The 21,986-nt window shown below is 66.2% G+C and carries 18 protein-coding genes (1 of these 18 cut by a window edge); 2 read left to right on the top strand and 16 right to left on the bottom strand.

Annotated features, from left to right (window positions below; translation table 11 throughout):
- Window positions 1-28: 28 nt before the first annotated feature.
- The 8 genes from S101446_RS08965 to gltX are packed head-to-tail and all read right to left on the bottom strand — an operon-like array spanning window position 29 to window position 12,225.
- Entirely contained in the window at window positions 29-1,735 is a 1,707-nt protein-coding gene (locus S101446_RS08965) for a S41 family peptidase (RefSeq protein ID WP_087608191.1), read from the bottom strand.
- Window positions 1,732-3,948, bottom strand: a complete 2,217-nt coding sequence (locus tag S101446_RS08960; RefSeq protein ID WP_087608190.1) for a ribonuclease R family protein — start codon at window positions 3,946-3,948, stop codon at window positions 1,732-1,734. The genes S101446_RS08965 and S101446_RS08960 overlap by 4 nt, the downstream gene beginning before the upstream one ends.
- Before the next feature lie 32 nt (window positions 3,949-3,980).
- Window positions 3,981-6,716 carry a type I DNA topoisomerase gene (gene topA, locus S101446_RS08955; RefSeq protein ID WP_087608189.1) on the bottom strand — a complete coding sequence of 912 codons (2,736 nt, stop codon included), beginning with the start codon at window positions 6,714-6,716 and terminating at the stop codon, window positions 3,981-3,983.
- A gap of 45 nt (window positions 6,717-6,761) precedes the next feature.
- Entirely contained in the window at window positions 6,762-7,937 is a 1,176-nt protein-coding gene (gene dprA, locus S101446_RS08950; RefSeq protein ID WP_087608188.1) for a DNA-processing protein DprA, read from the bottom strand.
- Entirely contained in the window at window positions 7,934-8,572 is a 639-nt protein-coding gene (gene plsY / locus S101446_RS08945; protein ID WP_019084975.1) for a glycerol-3-phosphate 1-O-acyltransferase PlsY, read from the bottom strand. The genes dprA and plsY overlap by 4 nt, the downstream gene beginning before the upstream one ends.
- Complete coding sequence (locus tag S101446_RS08940) at window positions 8,569-9,864, bottom strand: dihydroorotase (RefSeq protein ID WP_019090901.1); 1,296 nt, start codon at window positions 9,862-9,864, stop codon at window positions 8,569-8,571. Before S101446_RS08940 ends, plsY begins: the two co-directional genes overlap by 4 nt.
- Window positions 9,861-10,826, bottom strand: coding sequence for an aspartate carbamoyltransferase catalytic subunit (locus S101446_RS08935; RefSeq protein ID WP_010508173.1), 966 nt, complete (start codon window positions 10,824-10,826; stop codon window positions 9,861-9,863). Before S101446_RS08935 ends, S101446_RS08940 begins: the two co-directional genes overlap by 4 nt.
- Entirely contained in the window at window positions 10,819-12,225 is a 1,407-nt protein-coding gene (gene gltX / locus S101446_RS08930; protein ID WP_087608187.1) for a glutamate--tRNA ligase, read from the bottom strand. Before gltX ends, S101446_RS08935 begins: the two co-directional genes overlap by 8 nt.
- Before the next feature lie 115 nt (window positions 12,226-12,340).
- Here gltX and S101446_RS08925 point away from each other — a divergent pair, with 115 nt between their 5' ends.
- Window positions 12,341-14,536, top strand: coding sequence for a ComEC/Rec2 family competence protein (locus tag S101446_RS08925; protein ID WP_087608186.1), 2,196 nt, complete (start codon window positions 12,341-12,343; stop codon window positions 14,534-14,536).
- Window positions 14,537-14,656: 120 nt separating this feature from the next.
- On the opposite strand, the gene nth is transcribed toward S101446_RS08925, so the two are convergent.
- A complete protein-coding gene (nth, locus tag S101446_RS08920) occupies window positions 14,657-15,376 on the bottom strand; it encodes an endonuclease III (RefSeq protein ID WP_087608185.1) in 720 nt (239 codons plus the stop codon).
- 96 nt (window positions 15,377-15,472) lie between these two features.
- Here nth and S101446_RS08915 point away from each other — a divergent pair, with 96 nt between their 5' ends.
- Entirely contained in the window at window positions 15,473-17,350 is a 1,878-nt protein-coding gene (locus S101446_RS08915) for an ABC transporter ATP-binding protein (RefSeq protein ID WP_087608184.1), read from the top strand.
- 116 nt (window positions 17,351-17,466) lie between these two features.
- Here S101446_RS08915 and S101446_RS08910 read toward each other — a convergent pair whose 3' ends face one another.
- The 7 genes in view from S101446_RS08910 to hisB are tightly spaced (at most 31 nt apart) and all read right to left on the bottom strand, a layout consistent with a single transcriptional unit that may run on beyond the window.
- On the bottom strand, window positions 17,467-17,844 hold the full coding sequence (locus S101446_RS08910) for a histidine triad nucleotide-binding protein (protein WP_010508178.1): 378 nt from the start codon (window positions 17,842-17,844) through the stop codon (window positions 17,467-17,469).
- A gap of 28 nt (window positions 17,845-17,872) precedes the next feature.
- Entirely contained in the window at window positions 17,873-18,286 is a 414-nt protein-coding gene (locus S101446_RS08905; RefSeq protein WP_019087142.1) for a phosphoribosyl-ATP diphosphatase, read from the bottom strand.
- A 31-nt stretch (window positions 18,287-18,317) separates the two neighbouring features.
- Window positions 18,318-19,079 carry an imidazole glycerol phosphate synthase subunit HisF gene (hisF, locus tag S101446_RS08900; protein ID WP_087608183.1) on the bottom strand — a complete coding sequence of 254 codons (762 nt, stop codon included), beginning with the start codon at window positions 19,077-19,079 and terminating at the stop codon, window positions 18,318-18,320.
- Entirely contained in the window at window positions 19,079-20,431 is a 1,353-nt protein-coding gene (hisA, locus tag S101446_RS08895; RefSeq protein ID WP_010508181.1) for a 1-(5-phosphoribosyl)-5-[(5-phosphoribosylamino)methylideneamino]imidazole-4-carboxamide isomerase, read from the bottom strand. The genes hisF and hisA overlap by 1 nt, the downstream gene beginning before the upstream one ends.
- On the bottom strand, window positions 20,428-21,108 hold the full coding sequence (hisH, locus tag S101446_RS08890; protein ID WP_010508183.1) for an imidazole glycerol phosphate synthase subunit HisH: 681 nt from the start codon (window positions 21,106-21,108) through the stop codon (window positions 20,428-20,430). The genes hisA and hisH overlap by 4 nt, the downstream gene beginning before the upstream one ends.
- Before the next feature lie 8 nt (window positions 21,109-21,116).
- The gene (locus S101446_RS08885) at window positions 21,117-21,497 is read right to left on the bottom strand and encodes a hypothetical protein (protein ID WP_087608182.1); all 381 of its coding nucleotides are present in this window, start codon (window positions 21,495-21,497) and stop codon (window positions 21,117-21,119) included.
- A protein-coding gene (hisB, locus tag S101446_RS08880; RefSeq protein ID WP_087608181.1) for an imidazoleglycerol-phosphate dehydratase HisB crosses the window boundary here: on the bottom strand, window positions 21,494-21,986 show its 3' portion. 104 nt of this gene lie beyond the right edge of the window; only the last 493 of its 597 coding nucleotides appear in the window; its start codon lies beyond the right edge, outside the window; the stop codon is at window positions 21,494-21,496. Before hisB ends, S101446_RS08885 begins: the two co-directional genes overlap by 4 nt.

The raw sequence follows: 21,986 nt of genomic DNA, 5'->3' as shown, positions 1-21,986 counted from the left end.
ATAGCACGGTTTCCCGCATGGCTGTGGCCTAGCCGCCACCGGCGGGTGTCGCCCCTTCTTCGGGTATGGTGGCCAGGGCGGCATGATATTCGACCGGGTTGTCCAGCAGGGAATGGGCGGCATCAAGGTCGCCATCGGTGCCGATCGCGGCGGGGCAGGCCTTGCGGATGGTCAGGATGCGCGCCAGGTCCACGGGATAGCGGATCTGGCGGGCGGCCGCGATCCATTCCCGGCTGTCGGCCGATCCTTCGGCCAGGTCCTGCAGCTGGCGTTCCAGTTCGCTTTCCCCAAGACTGGTGCAGACCTGTGGCATGACGCCAAGTCCCTGCAGCGGCCAGCCCAGCGGCGCCAGCACGCGACTCCATGTCACGAACAGTTCCGCCCCGTTGGGCATCTGCCCGATGGTCTGGACCAGTCCCTTGCCCAGCGTGGCGCTGCCTATGACCACGCCGCGTTTCTGGTCCGCCAGGGCGGCGGCCAGTATCTCGGCGGCGCTGGCGGTCCGGCCATCGACCAGGATGATGATGGGCAGTCCGTTGGTCATGTCGCCCCCCTGCACGGCCCAGACGTGGTTGGCCTGCGGGTCACGACCCTGTGTTATGGCCGCCACGCCGTGGTCCAGCATCAGGGCCGATGTCGTGACCGCCTGCTGCAGCACGCCGCCCCTGTTGCCGCGCAGGTCGATGATCAGGCCCGAAATGCCGGGCACGTTCATGGCTTCGTCCAGATACTGGCTCATTTCCTCCGCCGTGTTGGCGGAAAAGGCGGTGATATGCAGGACGACATGCTTGCCGCTGGTATAGGCGAATACGGTTTCGGGCGGGGTGGAGGCCCGGTGCAGCGTGACCGTGCTCCGCCGTCCCTTCGACTCCACCATGATGCGCACAAGGCTGCCATTGGGACCGTTGAGCCACGAGGTCACGGTCTCAAGGCTGCGGGACTCGGTCGGTCGTCCATTGATCGCACGCACGATCTGTCCCGCCGCAAGGGTGGTGGGCCATGCGGGGCCATTCGCGTTGACGGCGGTGATGATGATGGCGTGATGGTCCACCCCCAGCGTCAGGCCTGCCGTGCCCTCGCCCCCGGTGCGGGTGCTGCGGTCCGATACGGCCGCTCCCGGCGGGACGTAGCGCGAATACGGGTCAAGGTGGTTGAACAGTTCATCAAAGAATCCCTGCAGCACCCCATCCTGTCCCGTGCTGCGCATGGCGGGGGAATTGTGCCATGCCACATCCAGTATGCGGGTGATGGCCGCACTCCATCCCGGCACGTCGTCCGCCGTGGGCACGGGCAGGGCGAGGACGGTTTTCTGCGTTGCGGCCAGTTGCAGGAAGCCGTGCTGTTCCTCGATGCTCAGCGACGGGTCCAGCGCGCTCAGCCCGTTCAGGCCCCATAGCGCGAAGTCACGGATTTCATGGCTGTCCAGCGTACGGGGCTGCAGGAAGGACAGACTCGCCTGAATGACCGAGGAAATGACCCCGAGGTCCATGCTGGCGCCCTCGATCGTGTCCACGCTGTCTTCATGCATGGGTGGCTGGGGCGTGGGAGTGCGCGGGGTCGTGGGCATGTCATCGGCACAGGCGGCCGTGGTCAGCCGGACGATGACAAGCAGCAGGACGATGGTGTCCCGCGGGATATGCCCAAGCGTGGAAATGCGACGACGCCACGTGCCCATGTTCTCCCGCCCCCTGGACTGGGGGCGCAGGATGATGACCGGAAACCGGCAGCGTTTCATGTCCGCCGCCTGCGGTGGCTGGGCGGGGTGTCGGGCAGTGCCAGCAGGACTGTCCCCCGGATGGCGCATGCTTCTTCTATCCGTACGCGCAGGGCCTGACCGGGGCGGAATACCATGGTCGTATCGCGTCCGCCCAATGTCTGCGTTTTTTCGTCATGATGCCATTGATCTTCCGGCAGGGCAGACATGGGCAGCAGCGCGGAGGTGCCGGTTGCATCCAGTACGGTGAAAATGCCGAATCGCGACAGGCTGGATACATGCGCGTCCATGACCGTGCCCACGCGGGCCTGCAGCCATGCGGCGGCGTAGCGTTCCAGCGTTTCGCGTTCGGCCTGCGCCGCGCGGCGTTCGGTGCGGGTTATGGCAAGCCCGGCTTCCTCCAGTTCATCATGGCTGGGGGCGGGACCGGATTCCAGACCGATGGCCACCAGCAGGGCGCGGTGGGTCAGCAGGTCGGCATAACGGCGGATCGGGCTGGTGAAATGGGCATAGGCCGCAAGGGACAGGCCGAAATGCCCGACCGGTTCGGGGCTGTATTCCGCCTGGTTCTGCGCGCGCAGGATCAGTTCGTTCACCAGTCCGGCCTGGTCCGTATTGCGCACCTGACGCAACACATGGTCAAGGTCGGCGGCGCGCAGGCTGCCCACCGGCGGCAGCTTCAGTCCCATCGTATCCAGTGCGCGGCGCAGGCTTTCCAGCCGTTCGGGTGTCGGTGGCGCGTGGATCCGGTACAGGCACGGCAGGTGCCGTCCCTCCAGGCAGCGGGCGGCGGCGACATTGGCCGCGATCATGAATTCCTCGACCAGACGGTGACTGTCGAGGCGTATGCGCGGCTGGATGGCCGCGATCTGCCCGTGGTCACCCAGACGCACCAGCCGTTCGGGCAGTTCAAGGTCCAGCGTGCCGCGCAGCGCCCGTGCCGCGGACAGGCATCGCCATGCCCCGAACAGGCTGTCCAGCAGGCCGTCGGGCAGCCCGGCGATGATCTCATCCGGCGCGCCATCACGCGCGGCCTGCACCTGTTCATAGGTCAGGCGGGCGGCGCTGCGCATGATGCCGCGGCCGAATCGGGCGTTGCTGATGGCGCCGTCAGCAGCCACATCCATGTTGACGAAAATGCAGCCCCGGTCTTCCCCCGGTCGCAGCGAACACCACCCGTTGGACAGGTCCTCGGGCAGCATGGGAATCACCCGGTCGGGGAAATAGACCGAATTGCCCCGCAGGCGGGCCTCGCGGTCCAGAGCGCTGTTGGGGCGCACGTACCATGCGACATCGGCGATGGCGACGGTCATGCGGAACCCGTCGCCATCGGGTTCGGCATAGACTGCATCATCAAAATCGCGTGCATCCGCGCCATCAATGGTGACCAGCGGCATGTCGCGCAGGTCGGTGCGGCCCTGCGCCGTCACGCCACGGGCGGCCTTGGCCTGCGCCAGCGCCTCAGATGGGAAGACATGCGGAATTCCCAGCATGGCCACCGCGATCATGCTTATGGTCCGGGCGTCCCCCTGCGGGCCAAGGCGTTCGATGATCCGCGCGGGATGCAGCCCCGGCCCGGACTGGGGCAGGGGGGTGGCGATGACGATTTCGTTATCCGGGGTATCCGCGTCCTCCCCCATGGGAATGACCCATTGCGCCTTTGCCCGCCGGTCAGCAGGGGTCAGGGTGCCCGCCGGGCGGTAGCGGGCGGGCGCGGACGCCATGGGGTCGGTCGCATCCAGGGTGCGGAACAGGCCCACGACCTGCATCGGTGCATCGGTCAGGCGGCGCAGCGTGCGGCCTTCGTATTTACCCGGCCCGATACGGCGCAGGCGGGCAACCACGCGTTCACCCGGTGCCAAGGCGGCCCGGCCACGCAGTTCAGGGTGCATGAACACGACCGGCGCGCTGCCTTCCCCATCCCACTGCACGGGACGTGCAATGGGGTCGCCATCCGAATCCGTGCCGGTCACCTGCACGACCATGGATTCGGGCAACCGGTCCGAAACGCGGAACCGCCGCGCGCCCGCGGGCGCCAGCGTGCCATCCAGCGCCATGTCGCGCAGCATCTGGCGCAGGGCCTGTCTGTGTTCCGGGCCCAGACCGAATTCCCGGCTGATCTCGCGCTTGCCGATCCGCCCGGTTGCGTTTTCGATAAACGCGCGAAGCTGTTCACGATCCGGCAGGCCACCCGCACGGACCTGTGGCGTGCCCGTGGGCAGGGGGTCCGGCATCTCGGAAGTTGCTGGACGCTGCCGTTTCATGATCAGTCAGTCTCGCTTTCTGTCTTGGCCGGGGTGGCCTTCTTGCGGGTCGTGGTCTTGCGCGTGGTCGTCCTGGCGGCCGTTTTGGTCGCAGCCTTGCGCGGGGCCGCCTTTTTCTTCGGGGCGGGCTTCGCGTCTTCCGTGCCTTCCGCCCCCTCGGCCGTCTTGGCCTTGGTCTTGCGGGCGGCGGGCTTGCGGGTGGTGGTCGCCTTCTTGCCCTTGGCCTTCAGCGGCTTGCCCTTTTCGGTCAGCAGCGTCAGCGCCTCGTCCATGGTGACATCATTCATGTCCTGCCCACGCGGCACGGTGGCCACGATCGAACCATGCTGCACATAGGGGCCAAAGCGGCCCTTGCGCACCATGACCGGCTCGCCATCCTTGGGGTGGGGGCCAATGGTGCGGATGGAAGCCAGCTTCTTCGCCAGCGCATCCACCGCGCGGTTCAGGCCCACGGTCAGGACATCATCATCCTTGTCCAGCGACCCGTATACCGCGCCCATTTTCACATATGGCCCGAAGCGGCCCAGCCCGGCCTCGATCGGTTCACCCAGTTCGGGATGGATGCCAACGATGCGCGGCAGGGACAGCAGGCCCACGGCCTGTTCCAGCGTGATCTTGTCGCCATCCAGCCCGCGCGGGATGGTGGCGCGCTTCGGCTTGGCCTTCTTGTCCTCGGGGTCGGGCTCGCCCTGCTGCACATACAGGCCCCACGGACCACGGCGCACGGTAACTTCCTCCCCCGTCGGCCCGGTGCCCAGCACGCGCATGCCATCCTTCAGCGCCGCCGCGTCCTCGCCTTCCTTGGAGGGGTCAACCACCAGCTTGCGGGTGTACTGGCACGTGGGATAGTTGGAACAGCCAATGAACGCGCCATACCGCCCCAGCTTCAGACCCAGGCGCCCCGTGCCGCAGGCGGTGCAGACGCGCGGGTCCTGCCCGTCCTCGCGCTGCGGGAAGAAGTAGGGTGCCAGATCCGCATCCAGCGCCGTGATGACGTCGGAAATTTTCAGATCCTTCGTCTGGTCCACCGCGTGGGAGAAATCGGACCAGAACGCGGACATGACATCACGCCAGTTGGCGCGCCCGCCGGATATATCGTCAAGCTGTTCCTCCAGCCCCGCCGTGAACTGCGTATCGACATAGCGTTCAAAGAAGGAGGTGAGGAAGGCCGTGACCAGCCGCCCGCGATCCTCGGGCACGAATCGCCGGTTTTCCAGCTGCACGTAGTTACGGTCACGCAGCACGGTCAGGATGGAGGCGTAGGTGGAGGGACGGCCAATGCCGATTTCCTCCATCTTCTTCACCAGCGATGCTTCCGAATAACGCGGCGGCGGCTGGGTGAAATGCTGTTCCGCCGTGACCTCGCCCCGCCCGATGGCGTCGCGTTCCTTCATGGCGGGCAGCATGCGGTCCTGATCGTCGTCGGCCCTGGCGGGGGAATCGTCGCGGCCTTCGCTGTACAGGCGCAGGAAACCGTCGAATGCAATCATGGAACCGGTGGCGCGCAGGGTGACGCGCTGCTGGCGGTCCACGATATCGACCGCGACCTGATCGAGTTCGGCCGACTGCATCTGGCTGGCGACCGAGCGCTTCCACACCAGGTCATACAGCTTCTTCTGTTCAGGCGAGAGGTAGCGCGCCATGTCCGCGGGCGTGCGGCGCACGTCGGTCGGGCGGATGGCTTCATGCGCTTCCTGCGCGTTCTTGGCCTTGGTGGAATAGATGCGGGCCTTTTCGGGCACGTACCGTTCGCCAAAGCTGTGGCCGATATGGCCACGGATGGCGGCGATGGCTTCGCCAGCCATCTGCACGCCGTCGGTTCGCATGTAGGTGATCAGGCCAACCGTCTCGCCACCGATATCAATGCCTTCATACAGTTGCTGGGCCGTGCGCATGGCCACCTGCGCGCCCATGCCCAGCTTGCGCGACGCTTCCTGCTGCATGGTCGACGTAGTGAAGGGCGGCGGCGGGTTGCGGCGGACCTTGCGGCGCTCGACCTTCTCAACGCTGAAGTCGCCAGCTTCCACCGCCGCCCTGGCGTCCATGGCGCGGGCTTCGTTGTTCAGGTCGAACTGGTCCAGCTTGTGCCCGTCCAGATGGGTCAGCCGGGCGGAGAATGCGGCCCCGCCCGGTGTGGTCATGCGGGCGATGACCGACCAGTATTCGCGTGGCTTGAAGACCTCGATCTCCGCCTCGCGCTCACAGATCAGGCGCAGGGCGACCGACTGCACGCGGCCCGCGCTGCGTGATCCGGGCAGCTTGCGCCACAGCACCGGCGACAGCGTGAACCCCACGAGGTAGTCCAGCGCGCGGCGGGCGAGGTATGCCTCGATCAGCGGGAAATCCAGCCCGCGCGGGTGCGCCATCGCGGTCTTGATGGCGCTTTTGGTAATTTCATTGAAGGTGACGCGCTGCACGTCGATCCCCTTGAGGAGGTTCTTCTCCTCCAGGATCGCGCGTACGTGCCATGAAATGGCCTCGCCCTCACGGTCGGGGTCAGTGGCGAGGTAGAGATGCTTTGCCCCACGCAGCGCCTTGGCAATGGCCGCGATCTGGCGGCTGCCGCGTTCGTCGGTTTCCCACACCATGGCAAAACCTTCGTCGGGCCTGACGCTGCCATCCTTGGGCGGCAGGTCACGTACATGCCCGAACGAGGCAAGAACCGTGTAGTTATCACCCAGATACTTATTGATCGTTTTCGCCTTGGCTGGCGATTCGACCACCACGACGTCAGTCATTCTGTCTCCGGATCACGATTCTAAAACCTTGTATAATCCCGGCTGTCAGGCAGGGGGTGGACGCCGCACGACCATATCCCCCGCAAGGAATTCGATCGTGCCCGCAATCTCCATTTCCGACAGGACGGTCAGGACTGCTGCTGTCGAGAACTGGCAGCGCCGTACGAGATCGTCAACAGGCGATGGTGTGAAAGATAGAAAACCCTCTATCATTTCATGCAGGTCGCCCGTCCCCGCTGGTGGTGGGGCAGGCGGCGGCGCAGGCATTGCCCGTGGCCGGGATTCATGGCGCGGGACAGGACCATGCGCAGCGGAAGAAGACGGCGGCGCCTGCAGGGGGAACAGTGTGGTTTCTTCCATGAATTCAGGAAGTTCACGCAAGATATCACGTTCGTTTTCCGTCAGCACCGCGCCCTGGCGCAACAGGTCGTTGCTGCCGTGGCAGCGCGGGTCCAGTGGCGATCCGGGCACGGCAAATATGGTGCGGTCATACTCCAGCGCCATGCGTGCGGTAATCAGGCTGCCTGAACGCAGTGCCGCCTCGATCACGACGCAACCCAGCCCCAGACCCGCAATCAGCCGGTTGCGGCGCGGGAAATGCCGCGCCTGTGGCACGGTGCCCGGCGGGGCTTCGGTCACAACCGCGCCAGTGCGTGCGATCTGGTCCTGCAGGGCGGCATGTTCAGGCGGATAGGGACAGTCCAGTCCCCCCGCAATGGCCGCCACCGTGCGGCCCGCGGTCATCGCGCCGCGATGGGCGGCGGCGTCGATCCCGCGCGCCAGCCCCGATACGGTATCCACGCCCTGGGCAGCCAGCAGGGCGGCAAGGCTTTCCGCCATGCGGACCCCGCCCGAGGACGCATTGCGCCCACCCACGATGCCCACCATGCGATTCGCCAGCAGTGCCGGATCACCCAGAACGCCCAAGACCGGCGGCGCGTCATGCAGGCGGCCCAGCAGGGGGGGATAGCCGGGCTGCCCATGCACCAGCAGGTGCGCGCCCATGGCCTGCAGGCGGTCGATTTCGCGCAGCGCGTCATCACGTGGGCATATCGGCCCCACGCTGCGGCTTATGCGGGTGGCCCCGCGTTCAAGCATGTCGACCGCCGCATGCACGCTGCCATGCGTGCGGACCAGGCGGCGGTAGCTGACCGGGCCGATGCCGTCCGTTCGCGCCAGCCGCAGGCAGGCCAGCACCGTGGCGGCATCGGGCACGCTCATGCGCTTTTCTGGCCGATCCTTGGTTCCGTGCCCTTCAGCAGGCGGGTGATGTTGGCATGATGGCGGATCAGGATCATCGCCGCGATCAGGCAGCCCGCGACATAGGCGGGGGAGGAAAAGTCGATCCGTCCCGGCCGGATCATGAGCAGCGGCAGGGCGGCAAAGGCAATGATCGCGCCCGCGGATGAAATGCGCGTGACCTTGGCAAAAATCAGCCACAACGCACAGCAGCACAGCCCGACGCCTGGCATCAGCGCCAGTATGCAGCCCAGCCCGGTCGCGACCCCCTTGCCACCACGGAATTTCAGCCACACGGGAAAGCAGTGCCCCGCCACGGCAAAGATGGCGGCAAGGGATTCGGCGGCCAGTGTATGGAACGGGCACAGTACGAAAGCGCAGAAAACCGCGAATGCTCCCTTCGTGCCATCCAGCGCCAGCGTGCCCGCCGCCAGTCCCTTGCGCCCGGTGCGCAGCACGTTGGTGGCCCCGATATTGCCCGACCCGATCTTGCGGATGTCCCCATTGCCCGACAGCGCCGTCAGCACCAGCCCGAAGGGAATGCTGCCGATCAGGTAGGACAGGAACGCAACCGCCGCCATGAGCGGCATGTCATAGGTGGGGATGCCGTATATCATGCGGCGGTGGCCCCGAAGACGCGTCGTCCGTTCTTCCACGTGCCCAGCACGCGGCCTTCCAGCGCGCGACCGTCAAAGGGCGTATTCTGGGCCTTGCCCGGCAGTTCGCCCGCCCGCACGATCCACCCCGTATCGGGGTTGAACAGGCACAGGTCGGCGGGACTGCCAGCGGCCAGCGTTCCGGCCCCGCTGCGCAGCACGGCGGCAGGGCGATGGGTCAGCAGGCCCAGGGCGTCCATCATGCCGATATTGCCAGCATGCACCTGCGCCAGGGTTACGGCCAGCAGCGTGCACAGTCCCGTTCCCCCGGCGGACGCCACGGCAAAGGGCTGGCGCTTGTCATCCGCGTCGCACGGCATATGGTCGGATGCGATGGCGTCGATCGTGCCATCGGCCAGTGCCGCGCATACGGCCTGCCGGTCCGCTTCCGCACGCAGCGGTGGCGACAGCTTGGCATAGGTGCGGAAGTCCCCGATCACGGTTTCATTCAGGTCGAAATAGGGTGGCGCGGTATCGCATGTCACCCTGACGCCATCGGCCTTCGCCGCGCGGATCAGGTCCAGTCCCTCGGCGGTGGAGACATGGCCGAAATGCAGCCGCCCGCCCGTCATGCGCGCAAGGCGGAGGTCGCGCGCGATCAGGATGGCCTCGGCCGCCGCCGGGATGCCCGGCAGGCCAAGGCGGGTCGCCAGTTCGCCATCGGTCGCGCACCCGCCGCGCGACAGTGACGGGTCTTCGGGATGCTGGACGATCAGCGCGTCGAAGCCCCGCGCGTAGGTCAGCATCTGTCGCATGGTCCGGCTGTCGGCAATGGCATGGGGACCATCGGTAAAGGCAATGGCGCCCGCTTCGGCCAGCAGGCCGATTTCCGCCATTTCCGTGCCCGCGCATTCCCGTGTCAGCGCGCCATAGGGCAGGATGTCGATCATGCCCGTTTCCACGCCGCGCGCGCGCAGCAGGCGCGCAAGGGCGGGGTTGTCGATGGTCGGGCTGGTGTTGGGCAGCACGGCGATGGTGGTGATGCCACCGGTCACTGCCGCCCTTGCGGCGGACAGCACCGTTTCACGGTATTCATAGCCGGGTTCGCCAATTGTCACCCGCATGTCCACCAGGCCGGGACACAGGACAAGCTGGCCGCCGCCGTCAATGATATCGGCCCCTTCCGGTGCGCCTTCGGCCTGCGGCAGGTCGGTGCCGGCAATCACCCCGTCGCGCACCAGCAGGCGGCCGGGGCGGTCAAGGCCGCTGGCGGGATCGATCAGGCGGACGTTTTCAAACAGGACCGGCTTCATGCGCCATCTCCCCCACGCGCAAGGATGTCCAGAACCGCCATGCGCACGGCAACCCCCATTTCCACCTGTTCGCGGATCACGCTCTGGTCGGAATCGGCAACACGGCTGTCGATTTCCACACCCCGGTTCATCGGGCCGGGATGCATGACCAGCGCATGCGGCTTCGCCAGCGCCAGACGCCTGTTATCCAGCCCGTAGAAACGGAAATACTCGCGCGCGCTGGGTACCTGCGTGCCCTTCATGCGCTCGCGCTGCACACGCAGCATCATCACCACGTCCACCCCGCGCAGCCCGTCTTCCATCGTGTGGTGGATGCTAACCCCCAGCGCCCCGATCGCGCCGGGCACCAGTGTCGGCGGCCCCACCACGCGCACCTGGCAGCCCATGGCGGTCAGCAGGTGGATGTTGGAGCGTGCAACACGGCTATGGCTCACATCCCCGCATATGGCGATGGTCAGCCCTTCGAACATGCCGAAGTGACGGCGGATGGTCAGGGCGTCCAGCAGCGCCTGTGTCGGGTGTTCATGCGTGCCGTCACCGGCATTGACCACGCTGGCCTGCACCTTCTGCGCCAGCAGGGCAGGGGCGCCGGACTGCGAATGACGCACCACCAGCAGGTCGGTATGCATGGCGTTCAGGGTGGCTGCCGTATCCAGCAGCGTTTCCCCCTTGTTGACCGAGGAACTGGCGACCGTCATGTTCACCACATCCGCGCCCAGCCGCTTGCCCGCAAGCTCGAACGAGGTGCGGGTGCGGGTGCTGTCCTCGAAAAACAGGTTGATCAGCGTGCGGCCGCGCAGCAGGTCGCGCGGGGTTTTGCGCGACCGGTTGAGCAGGGCGTAATGTTCCGCCAGGTCAAGGATGGGCGTGATCCGGCCGGGATGCATGCCCTGCACCCCCAGCAGGTGGCGCGCGGGCCGGGTCAGGAAGACATTGCTGCCATGGCTGCCGCGCTCACTCATGGGCGGCAACCGCGTTGATGCGCGCCAGCACTTCGTCACGGCCAAGGGCTGCCAGCGTGTCATCAATGCCGGGCGACATGGTGCTGCCGGTCACGGCGGCGCGCAGCGGCTGCGCCACCTTGCCCAGCTTCATCTCATGCGTTTCGGCAAACTGGCGCAGGGTCGCGTCGATGTCTTCTTTGGTAAACGGCCCGGTCGCCTTCAGGGCTTCGGCCAGCCTGCCCAGCATGACGCGGTTTTCCGGCGTCAGCAGCTTTTCAGCCTTCGCATTGAACGACAGCGGCAGCGAACGGCCAAGGAAGGCGGCATTGTCAGCCAGTTCCACCAGCGTCTTTGCGCGTTCCTTCAGCCCCGGCATAAGGGACAGTACCTTTGCCCGCGTGGCGTCGGAGGTATCAACGCCTTCCATCTTGCCCAGGCGTTCCATCACGTCATTGGTCAGGCGCGTGTCATCGGCCTGACGCAGCCATACGCCGTTGATGTACAGCAGCTTGGCGTAATCCATGCGCGAGGGCGAACGGCCCACGCCGTCAAGGTCGAACAGCCTGATCTGTTCTTCGCGCGACAGGATCTCGGCATCGCCATGGCCCCAGCCAAGGCGCAGCAGGTAGTTGTCCAGCGCTTCGGGCAGGTAGCCCATGTCACGGAATTCGACCACGGACTGCGCGCCGTGCCGCTTCGACAGCTTGGCGCCGTCCGGCCCGTGGATCAGCGGCAGGTGGGCGAAATGCGGCAGGTCCCAGCCCATGGCGCGGTAGATCATGGCCTGGCGGAAGGTGTTGGTCAGGTGGTCATCGCCCCGGATGACATGGGTGATGTCCATGTCATGGTCATCCACCACCACGGCCAGCTGGTAAACCGGAGTGCCATCGGCACGCAGGATAATCATGTCATCCAGTTCGGCATTGGCCACGCGCACGTCGCCCTGCACCAGATCATGGATGGTGGTCTCACCCTCACGCGGGGCCTTGATGCGGATGGTATAGGGGGTGTTGGCGGGGGCTTCGGACGGATCGCGGTCGCGCCACATGCCGTTGTAGCGGGGGGGACGGCCCTCGGCCATCGCCTTCTCGCGCATTTCCTTCAGTTCATCCGCCGTGCAGTAGCAGCGGTAGGCCAGACCCTTTTCCAGCAGTTCATGCGCCACTTCGGTATGGCGTGCCTGCCGTGTGGACTGGAACACCGGCTTTTCATCCGGGTGGATATCCATCCACGCCAGCCCGTCGAACAGCACATCGACCGCCTGCTGGGTCGAGCGTTCTCGGTCGGTATCCTCGATCCTGAGCAGGAACTGGCCGCCGTGGTGGCGGGCATAGAGGAAATTGAAAAGGGCGGCACGGGCGTTGCCGATATGCAGCAGGCCGGTGGGGCTGGGAGCGAAGCGGGTACGGACAGTCATGAGCCGGTTCTTTAGCATGTTTTCGCCCTGCTGACAGGGGGCAGTCTGGCCTGTGTGCCATCCGGGCCGTTAGGGTGTGCATTCCGGCCACGCATGGGCATGGCCGCCAGCACGGGTGCAGATCATGACGGGGGTTGTCCTGCCGGGCCAGAATATCGACCGCATCCGGGCGGGGGTGTTACGCATGTGTGTGGGTGTCGGTGCATGGCTGTGGGGGCAGCATGCCCGGTTCGTGCTGTGGCTGCCTGTCCTGCTGGCGGCGGGTATGGCGCTGTATTTCACGCTGTCATGGGAACCATCGATCATCTGGGCATGGGGAGCCGCCACGGTGGTTGCGGGGTGCGTCACCGCGCGGCTGGTATGGGGGACGGGGCTGCCGGTGCGCATCGGCTGCGGTGTGCTGGGGGCATGTACGGCGGGAGCGCTGGTGGCCTGGGTGCAGGCGCATCACATGCCGCCCTTTCCCGACCTGCCCCGCCGGGCGGTGCATCTGACGGGGCGTGTGCTGGATGCGGACGCGCAGGTCCTGCGCGATGGCACGCCGGCATGGCGCGTGCGTCTGGCGGATGTCCGCTTCCTTGATGGCATCAATACCGGCATGCCACCGCTGCGCCGTGTGCTGGTGCTGCGGCTGCGGCCCGATGACGTGTGTGTCCCCGCGCCCGGTGACACGCTGCTGGCGCGCGTCATGCTTTCGCCCCCAGCGTTTCCCGCCCTGCCGGGGGGGTATGATGCCCAGCGCCGCGCATGGTTTGACGGGCGTGCGGGGAATGCGCGCGCGCTGGATGACGTGACATGCCGGCATGGCCATGCTCCCTCCGGCCTGTCTGCCCGCATCGCCAGCCTGCGCCAGACCATGGCCGTGCGGATTCGCGCGGCCCTGCCGGGCATGCGCGGCGATATCGCGGCAACCGTGCTGGCGGGGGCGGACGGGGCGATTGCACCCGGCGTGCGTGACGCCTTTGCCGATGCGGGGCTGGCCCACCTGCTGGCTGTTGCCGGGCTGCACCTTGTCATTGTCATGGGACTGGTCATGGCGGGGGTGCGCATGGGGCTGGCGCTGTCCGAACGCGCGGCGCTGTTCTGGCCATGCCGGCAGATCGCGGCGGTCTGCGCGCTGCTGGCCGGCGGGGGATATGTCATCATTACCGGCGCGCACCTGCCGGCGCAGCGCAGCCTGTTCATGGCGGGGCTTGCGGTCGTGGCGCTGATGGTGGGCAGGCGTGTGGTGTCGATGCGGGCGCTGGCGGTGGCCGTGACCGCCCTGCTGTGCCTCAACGCCGAAAACGTGGCCGAACTCCCATTGCAGATGTCGGCTGCGGCGGTCATGGCGCTGATTGCCGGTTTCGACGCGCTGCGTCCGTACCTGTCGGCATGGGAGCACGACGTGGCGTGGTGGCGCAGGATAGGCGGGCGGCTTGCCCATCCCCTGCTGGCCAGTGTGCTGGCGGGCAGTGCCTGCATTCCGGTCGGCATGGCGCATTTTGGCACGGTGCAGCCGTGGTTCGTGCTGGCCAACCTGCTGGCCGTGCCGCTCATGTCGGTATGGATCATGCCGTGGGGGCTGCTGTCCTTCGTGCTGATGCTGCCGGGGTGGGAAAAGCTGGCGCTGGTTCCCATGGGGTGGGGGATCGGACTGGTTGCATGGCTGGCGCGGCAAGTGGCCTGCCTGCCGGTGGCGCGTATCGGGGTGCCGGCCATCGGCAATGGCGGGCTGGCGCTGTTTTTTGCCGGGTTGTGCTGGTTGTGCCTGTGGGGTGGACGGGGTCGGTTGCTGGGAGCCGTGCCGGTTGCGCTGGCGCTGATGTCACCATGGTGGGGCGCGCAACCGGTGGTGATGGTGTCGCCGGATGCGCGCATGGCGGGTGTTGTGAGCGGGCATGTGCTGCTGACCGGTCCCGGCGGTCACCCCGATCCGTTCATTTTGCGGGAATGGCAGCGCGTGACGGGGCTGGAAGCCAGCGTGCTGCCGGATGATGCGGGGCAGGGACCGCTATCCTGCCGGGGTGGTGCATGTCGCGTGCGGGAGCGGGACGGGGACATCCTGCTGCTTCTTTCCGCCCGGGGGCCGGGGCGCGGGTCATGCCGCGACGCCCGCATGGTTGTGAACCTGTCGGGGCAGGGCGGGTGTCCCGGCGTGATGGTAATCGGGCGTTTCGATATGTGGCGCAACGGGGCCTATGCCCTGTATCCCGACCGTGCAGGCGGCATCAGGGCGCTGTCTGACCGGCAGGAGCGCGGGGCACGGCCATGGGTCATGCGGCCCGGTGGGGCGGGCGTGCCTGACCTGCCCATGGCCCAGGCGGAATAGCATCGTTTGCTGTCGTGACCGCACCCCATTGTACGGTCACGATATCTGTCACACGCGGGCCATCGTCCTCGCTCGGCGGATGGCAGGTTCTGTCTAAGAAAGTTTTTGGTGAAGCTTTTTTCAAAAAGCTTCAGAAGACGCCGCCTTATCCGGCCCCACCGCACGCAGGTCGTCCTTCATGCGGTACTGGCACGGGTCAAAGGCGGGACAACGCCAGCATTCGGGCTTGCGGGCCTTGCAGACATAGCGCCCGTGCAGGATCAGCCAGTGATGCGCGGGGCGCAGCATGTCGGCGGGAATGCGGCGGACAAGCTGGTCTTCCACCGCGCGCGGGGTTGTCCCCGGCGCCAGGCCCGTGCGGTTGCCAATGCGGAATATGTGGGTATCGACCGCCATGGTGCTGTCGCCAAACGCCACGTTCATCACCACGTTTGCCGTCTTGCGGCCCACGCCGGGCAGGGATTCAAGGGCCGCGCGGTCATAGGGCACCTTGCCGTCAAAACGTTCAAGCAGCTGCTGCGACAGGGCCACGACATTGCGCGCCTTGGTCCGCCACAGCCCGATGGTGCGGATATGTGCGCCGACCTTTTCCTCCCCCAGTTCCACCATGGCCTGTGGCGTGGGGGCATCACGGAACAGCGCCTTTGTCGCCCTGTTGACCGAGGCATCGGTCGCCTGCGCCGACAGTACCACGGCAACCAGCAGGGTGTAGTCGTCCACGAAATCCAGTTCGCTTTCGGCATTCGGGTTGGCGGCGGCCAGTTGGGTGATGAAGGCGCGCACTTCCGCCAGCGTCATGGCGCGACGCGCGGGTTTCTTCGGGGTCTTGGCTGTTGTCATCTGGTACTCGCAGGCGGTGGATCGTCGGACATTGTGCGGCGTTGCGGGGTGCAGTGTAAATCATCCGGCCATCCGGCGGGGTCATTGTCCTTGCGCATGGCAACCGCGAAGGGTAGTCGTTCCGGCCCCGGCGGTACATGTGCCCTGAACGCATGGCCGCATGGTTCCCTGCATCATGGCGTGGTGGCAATGGCATCCTTTTTCTCGCGCCCGGCATCGGGACGACATGAGTTTTCCGCGGTGCTGGGCTTTGTCTGGCGCAGGTGGCGCGCGCATCCCGGCTTTCTGGCGTGGACGCTGGCGGGGATCGCCGCGGCCACCGTGGCGGATGTGATGATGCCGCTGGTGGCGGGCTGGCTGGTCAACGACGTGTCCCATCCGGCGGGTCGGACGGCGGTCCACCGCGCCATATGGGATGTGATCGGCCTGACCGTGCTGGGATCGGGCGGCATCATTGCGCGGCGTACGGCCTATATCGGCATTACCCACCTGACATCGCGCGTCATGACCGGCATCGTGACGGAAGTGTTCGCCCGTGTGCAGCGGTTTTCCAGTGAGTGGCATGCTTCCAACTTCGCCGGGTCAACCGTGCGGCGCATCACGCGCGGGATGGGGGCGGTCGATACGCTGGGGGACACGCTGCTGCTCATGCTGGTGCCGGAGGGAATCGTGCTGTGCGCCACGACTGCCGTGCTGGCGTTTCACTGGCCGCTGATGGGGCTGGTGCTGGCGGTGGGATCGGCAGCGCTGGTGGCGCTGTCGGTCATGCTGACGCTGCGTTATGTCGCGCCTTCCGCGCGCCTGGCGAATGCGTGGGACACGCGCATGGGCGCGACCCTGTCCGATGCGGTGACATGCAACGCGGTGGTGAAGGCATGCGGCGCGGAATCGCGGGAGGATGCGCGGCTGGCATGGGTGGCGGGCCGCTGGCGGCAGCGCACGGTGCGGTCATGGCTGCGTGGGACGGACAGCGCCAATCTGCAGAACCTTGCCGCCCTCATCATGCGCATGGTGCTGATCGCGGGGGTGGCGCTGTTATGGATGCATGGCCGCGCGGGGCCGGGGGATGTGGCCTATGTGCTGACGATGATGTTCGTGATCCAGGGCTATCTGCGTGATATCGGCCAGCAGATCTCGGTCGTGCAGCGTTCGGTCAATGAAATGGAGGAACTGGTCACCCTGTTCCATACGCAGCCCGCGGTGGCCGACCACCCCGGCGCCGCGGCATTGCGGGTGACGCAGGGCCATATCCGTTTCGCGCATGTGCGCTTTGGTTATGAACGACAGCATGGCAGGGTGCTGTTTGATGACCTGAACCTTGATATCGCGCCGGGCAGCAAGGTGGCCCTTGTCGGCCCGTCGGGTTCGGGCAAGACCACGCTGACGCGGCTGTTGCAGCGCCTGTATGATGTGCAGGGGGGACGGATCATGATTGACGGGACGGATATCGCCACCGTCACGCAGTCCAGCCTGCGCGGGCAGATCGCCATCGTGCCGCAGGAGCCATTGCTGTTCCACCGTTCGCTGGCGGAAAACATTGCCTATGGCCGGCCGGATGCCACGCTGGCGGAAATCGAACATGCGGCCCGGCAGGCCAACGCGGCGGACTTCATTGCCCGCCTGCCGCGCGGTTACGCCACCATGGTGGGCGAGCGCGGCGTCAAGCTGTCGGGTGGGGAACGCCAGCGCATCGCCATTGCTCGTGCGTTTTTAAGCCATGCCCGCATCGTCATCATGGACGAGGCGACATCCAGCCTTGATTCGCAATCCGAAACACTGGTCCAGCAGGCGATGGAGCGGCTGATGGCCGGACGCACCGTGCTGGTCATCGCCCACCGTCTGTCCACCGTGATGGGACTGGACCGCATTATCGTCTTCCGCCACGGACAGGTGTGCGAGGATGGCCCCCACGACGCCCTTATGACGCGTGAGGGCGGGATCTATCGCGGGCTGTTTGAACTCCAGTCCCTATAGGCATTACCGGGAAATTATCCTGTTTCAGAAAGCTTCGGGGAACGCCGCCTTGTTTAAAAAAGGCAGCGCCCAGAAACTTTTATTTTCCCATCGACAGGTTGTTTCCAGATAACCATTCAGCCCGGCAGCATGGCGCCCAGCGCCTTGCCGCCAAACAGGTGGACATGGAAATGCGGCACTTCCTGTCCCGCTTCCACGCCCACATTGGACAGCAGGCGGTAGCCGGGGGCTTCCAGCTTCAGGTCGCGCGCGACCTTGCCCACCGCGCGGGTGAAGCCGGTGATTTCGGCTTCCGTGCCGTTGCTGCTGAAATCGGCAAAGGAGACGAATGGCCCCTTGGGAATGACCAGCACATGCACCGGCGCCTTGGGAGCGATGTCATGGAAGGCGAGGGCGTATTCGTCCTCATACACTTTCCTGCACGGCAGTTCACCACGCAGGATGCGGGCGAACACGTTCTGCGGGTCATAGGGTCCGGTGCCGTTGACGGCCATGGGTACTCTCCTGTTTGCGGGTGAGGGGTCAGGCCAGCGGGTCGCGCGGGCGCGAAGCCTTTTCGGCAACGCCGCTGGTGCCTTCGCGGCGTGCCAGTTCCGCCCAGACTTCCGCCGGTTTCACCCCGGCATCCACCCACATCACGATCAGGTGGTACAGCACGTCGGCACTTTCGCTGACCAGTTCGCCCCGGTTGCCCGCCACGGCCTCGATCAGGCATTCGACAGCTTCCTCGCCAAATTTTTGCGCGATCTTGCGCCGGCCGCGCGCCAGCAGGCGGGCGGAATGGCTGACTGACGGGTCCGTGCCGCGGCGCGATTCCACAACCTCGAACAGGCGGTCCAGCACTTCGGGGGTGGCAGGGCCCACCGCTTCCAGATTCAGGCTGGCGGCGGCGGCTTTTGCCGGGGCGTTCTTGCGGGATTTTTCTGGCTTGGCCATCACAATGCTCCGAATGGGCAGGAAAAGGGTATCAGTCGCTCAGGCGGACCGGCAGGCCCGCTGCCGCCAGCGCCTGCTTGACCTGCGGAATGGTGAACTCTCCGAAATGGAACACGCTGGCGGCCAGCAGGCCGGTGGCCCCCGCGCGGGCGCCTTCGACAAAATGCGCCAGTTCCCCCACCCCGCCAGAGGCCACGATGGGAATGCGCACTGCAGCATTCGCCGCGCGCAGCAGGTCAAGGTCGAATCCCTTGCCCGTGCCATCGCGGTCCATGCTGGTCAGCAGGATTTCGCCAGCGCCACGTTCGGCCACTTCGCGGCACCAGTCGATCACGTTACGCCCCGTGGGGGTGCGGCCGCCATGGGTGTAGACTTCCCATGATCCATGGTCGTCACTGCGCGCGTCAATGGCGACGACCACGCACTGGCTGCCAAATTTCTGCGCGGCTTCGCTGACCAGTTCGGGGCGCGAGACGGCGGCCGAGTTCATGGCGCATTTATCAGCACCCGCCAGCAGCAGGCGGCGCATGTCGTCCGTGGTGCGCACGCCGCCGCCCACCGTCAGCGGCAGGAATATGCGTTCCGCCGTGCGGCTGACGACATCAAGGATGGTGTCGCGGTTTTCATTGCTGGCGGTGATGTCGAGGAAGGTCAGTTCATCCGCCCCCGCCGCGTCATACACGGCCGCCTGTTCCACCGGGTCGCCCGCGTCACGGAGCGAGACGAAGTTGACGCCCTTGACCACCCGGCCATTCTTGACATCCAGGCAGGGGATGACGCGCAGCTTCAGCATCAGGCCAGAACCCGCAGGGCTTCGCCCAGGTCGATGCGCCCGTCATACAGCGCGCGTCCCACGATCACGCCCTCGATGCCCGGCGCCTGTGCGGTCGCGGCGCGCAGGGCCGCAAGGTGGTCAAGGTTGCCCACCCCCCCGCTGGCGATGACCGGAATGGACAGGGCATTGGCCATGTCGGCGGTCTGTTCGATATCAATGCCGGTCAGCATGCCATCACGGCTGATTTCGGTGAAGATGACGGCGGCAACGCCCACGTCCTGCATGCGCTGGCCCAGTTCCACGGCCTTCATTTCAGATGTCTCGGCCCAGCCTTCGGTCGCGACCTGCCCGCTGCGCGCGTCAATGCCCGCTACGATCCGGCCGGGGAAAAGGCGGCAGGCTTCGCGCACCAGTTCGGGGTTCTTGACCGCGATGGACCCCAGGATCACGCGGCTGATCCCGGCATTGAGCCATTTGCCGATGCTTTCCAGGTCACGCAGCCCACCACCCAGTTGCACGGGCACCGATGCATTGGCGATGATGGATTCGATTGCTTCGGTATTGGCCGAACGCCCGGCAAAGGCGCCGTTCAGGTCCACGACATGCAGCCATGAACACCCTGCGTCGATCCACGCCCGCGCCTGTGCGCCGGGATCATCGGAATAGACGGTGGCGTTGTCCATTTCCCCGCGGCGCAGCCGCACGCATGTGCCGTCCTTGAGGTCAATGGCGGGATAGAGTGTCAGGCTGTGTCCGGTCACGGGGGCATGTCCTGCTGCAGGGATGGGGGTTGAAGCCGCCTGCGGGTGGGCGGGTACGATCCGCTCGTCATCCTGCAGGCGCTTGGTGAAAAACAGGCCGCGCACGGTGCGGCCATCCGTGCGGGCGTAGCTGGGATGAGTGCCCCAGTGGTGAAAGCCGCTGCTGCGGAACAGGCGCACCGCGTCGGTCTGGGTTTCGCGCACGTCAAGGTTGATGATCTGGTAACCCATGCTGCGCGCGCAGCTTTCCACCTCGTTCAGAAGCAGGCGGCCCAGTCCCTGCCCGCGGGCGTAGGGGGCGATATAGAAATGCATGAGTGTCGCACTCATGGCCTGCGCTTCGTTATTGCGTGGCGGGCGCACAAGCTGGGCCGAACCCACGATCATGTCATCCAGCCGGGCGACGAACATCTGGCGTTCGGGCACCAGCAGGACGCCACGGAAATACCGCTCCATCGTTTCACGCGGCGGGGGGGCCAGCCAGCCAAACCCGCCCCCATCCAGAATGGCGGCGTTGGTCGCGTCGCACAGGGCATGCAGGTCGTCTTCATGCATCTGCTGCACGCGTTCGGCATGGATGGTGCCGGCAGTCGGGGCCTGCCGTGTCATGGCGTGTGATCCGGCGCAGGCGTCCAGCGCAGGAAATTGGACAGGATGCGCAGGCCGACCTTCTGGCTCTTTTCCACATGGAACTGCGTGCCCGCCCGGTTGCCGCGCGCGACGATGGCGGGCACCGTGCCGCCGTAATCGGTGGTCGCCACCATGTCGGCCGGGTCATATCCGCGCAGGGCGAAGGAATGGACGAAATAGCCATGCGCTTCCACCGGCAGGCCTTCGGTCAGCGGATGGGCATTGGGTGTGAATTCCAGCTGGTTCCACCCCATCTGCGGCAGGCGCAGGCCGGGGGCGTCCATAAGGGCGATTTCGCCCGCAATCCAGCCAAATCCCGGTGTAACCCCATGTTCGCGCCCGCGTTCGGCCATAAGCTGCATGCCAACGCATATGCCAAGGAAGGGCGTGCCGTTATCGGTTGCGTCCACGATGGCGTCATGCAGGCCGGGCCGCGCTGCCAGGCCCGCCGCGCAGTCGGCGAACGCGCCCTGCCCGGGCAGGACGATCCGGTCGGCCTGCATGACGGCCTGCGGGTCGGCGGTGATGGTGACGGTGGCGTCAATGCCGCTGTCCTGTGCCGCGCGGGACAGGGCGCGGGCGGCGGAGGCAAGGTTGCCGCCGTTATAGTCGATCACCACGATGGACTGTGCGGATGGATGCGCGGGCGTGGGCATGGGATGCCTCATGATACGGGGGAAAGGGGGCGGGACCGGTCATGGTCCATCCAGCGCAGCAGGGCTGCCTTGGGGTCAGTGGCGTAAACGCCGCGCGCGGGCCGGTAGCCGCGCAGGCGCAGTTCCCACTGCCGCAGGTCCGGGGCGTTCAGCGCAAGGATAAGGTGCAGCCCGCCCAGCAGCGGCAGGGCGACCGGCAGCGGCAGCAGCCGCCCGATCATGATGGCCGCGCCCCCCGCGATCAGCCCGCTGATCCAGCAGCCACGCAGTAACAGCCCGACCCATCCGCACAGCAGCACCAGCCATGACATGCGCCACGCCACCATGACCGGCCATGCGGCCGCCCCCGTGGCGTGGACGGGTGGCAGCAGGGCGGAATAGAATGTCACAGGCTGCCCTTGGTGGACGGGATGATGCCGCCCGCGCGTGGGTCGGCCTCGCTTGCGGTGCGTAGCGCGCGGGCCAGCGCCTTGAAGGCCGCTTCGGCAATATGATGGCAGTTATGCCCCGCACGCTGGATGATGTGCAGCGTGACCAGTGCGCTCATGGCGAAGGCACGAAAGAATTCCTCGAACAGCTCGGTATCCATTTCCCCGATCTTGTCACGCCCGAAGGTGACGGACCACGCCAGGAAGGGACGGCCGGAAATGTCCACCACCGCTTCGCACAGCGCTTCATCCAGCGGCACGGTGGCACTGCCGTAACGGCGGATGCCACGCTTGTCGCCTATGGCCCTGGCAAAGGCCTTGCCCAGTGCGATGCCGGTGTCCTCCACCGTGTGGTGGTAGTCGATATGCAGGTCGCCCCTGGCGGTAATCTCCAGGTCGCACATGCTGTGACGGCCAAGGGCGGTCAGCATGTGGTCCAGGAAACCGATG

Origin of the sequence: Komagataeibacter europaeus (assembly GCF_002173515.1) — a bacterium.
GTDB classification, from domain to species: Bacteria; Pseudomonadota; Alphaproteobacteria; order Acetobacterales; family Acetobacteraceae; genus Komagataeibacter; species Komagataeibacter europaeus.
Note: the sequence above shows the minus strand (reverse complement) of the source record. Positions and strands in the feature narration are given on the sequence as shown.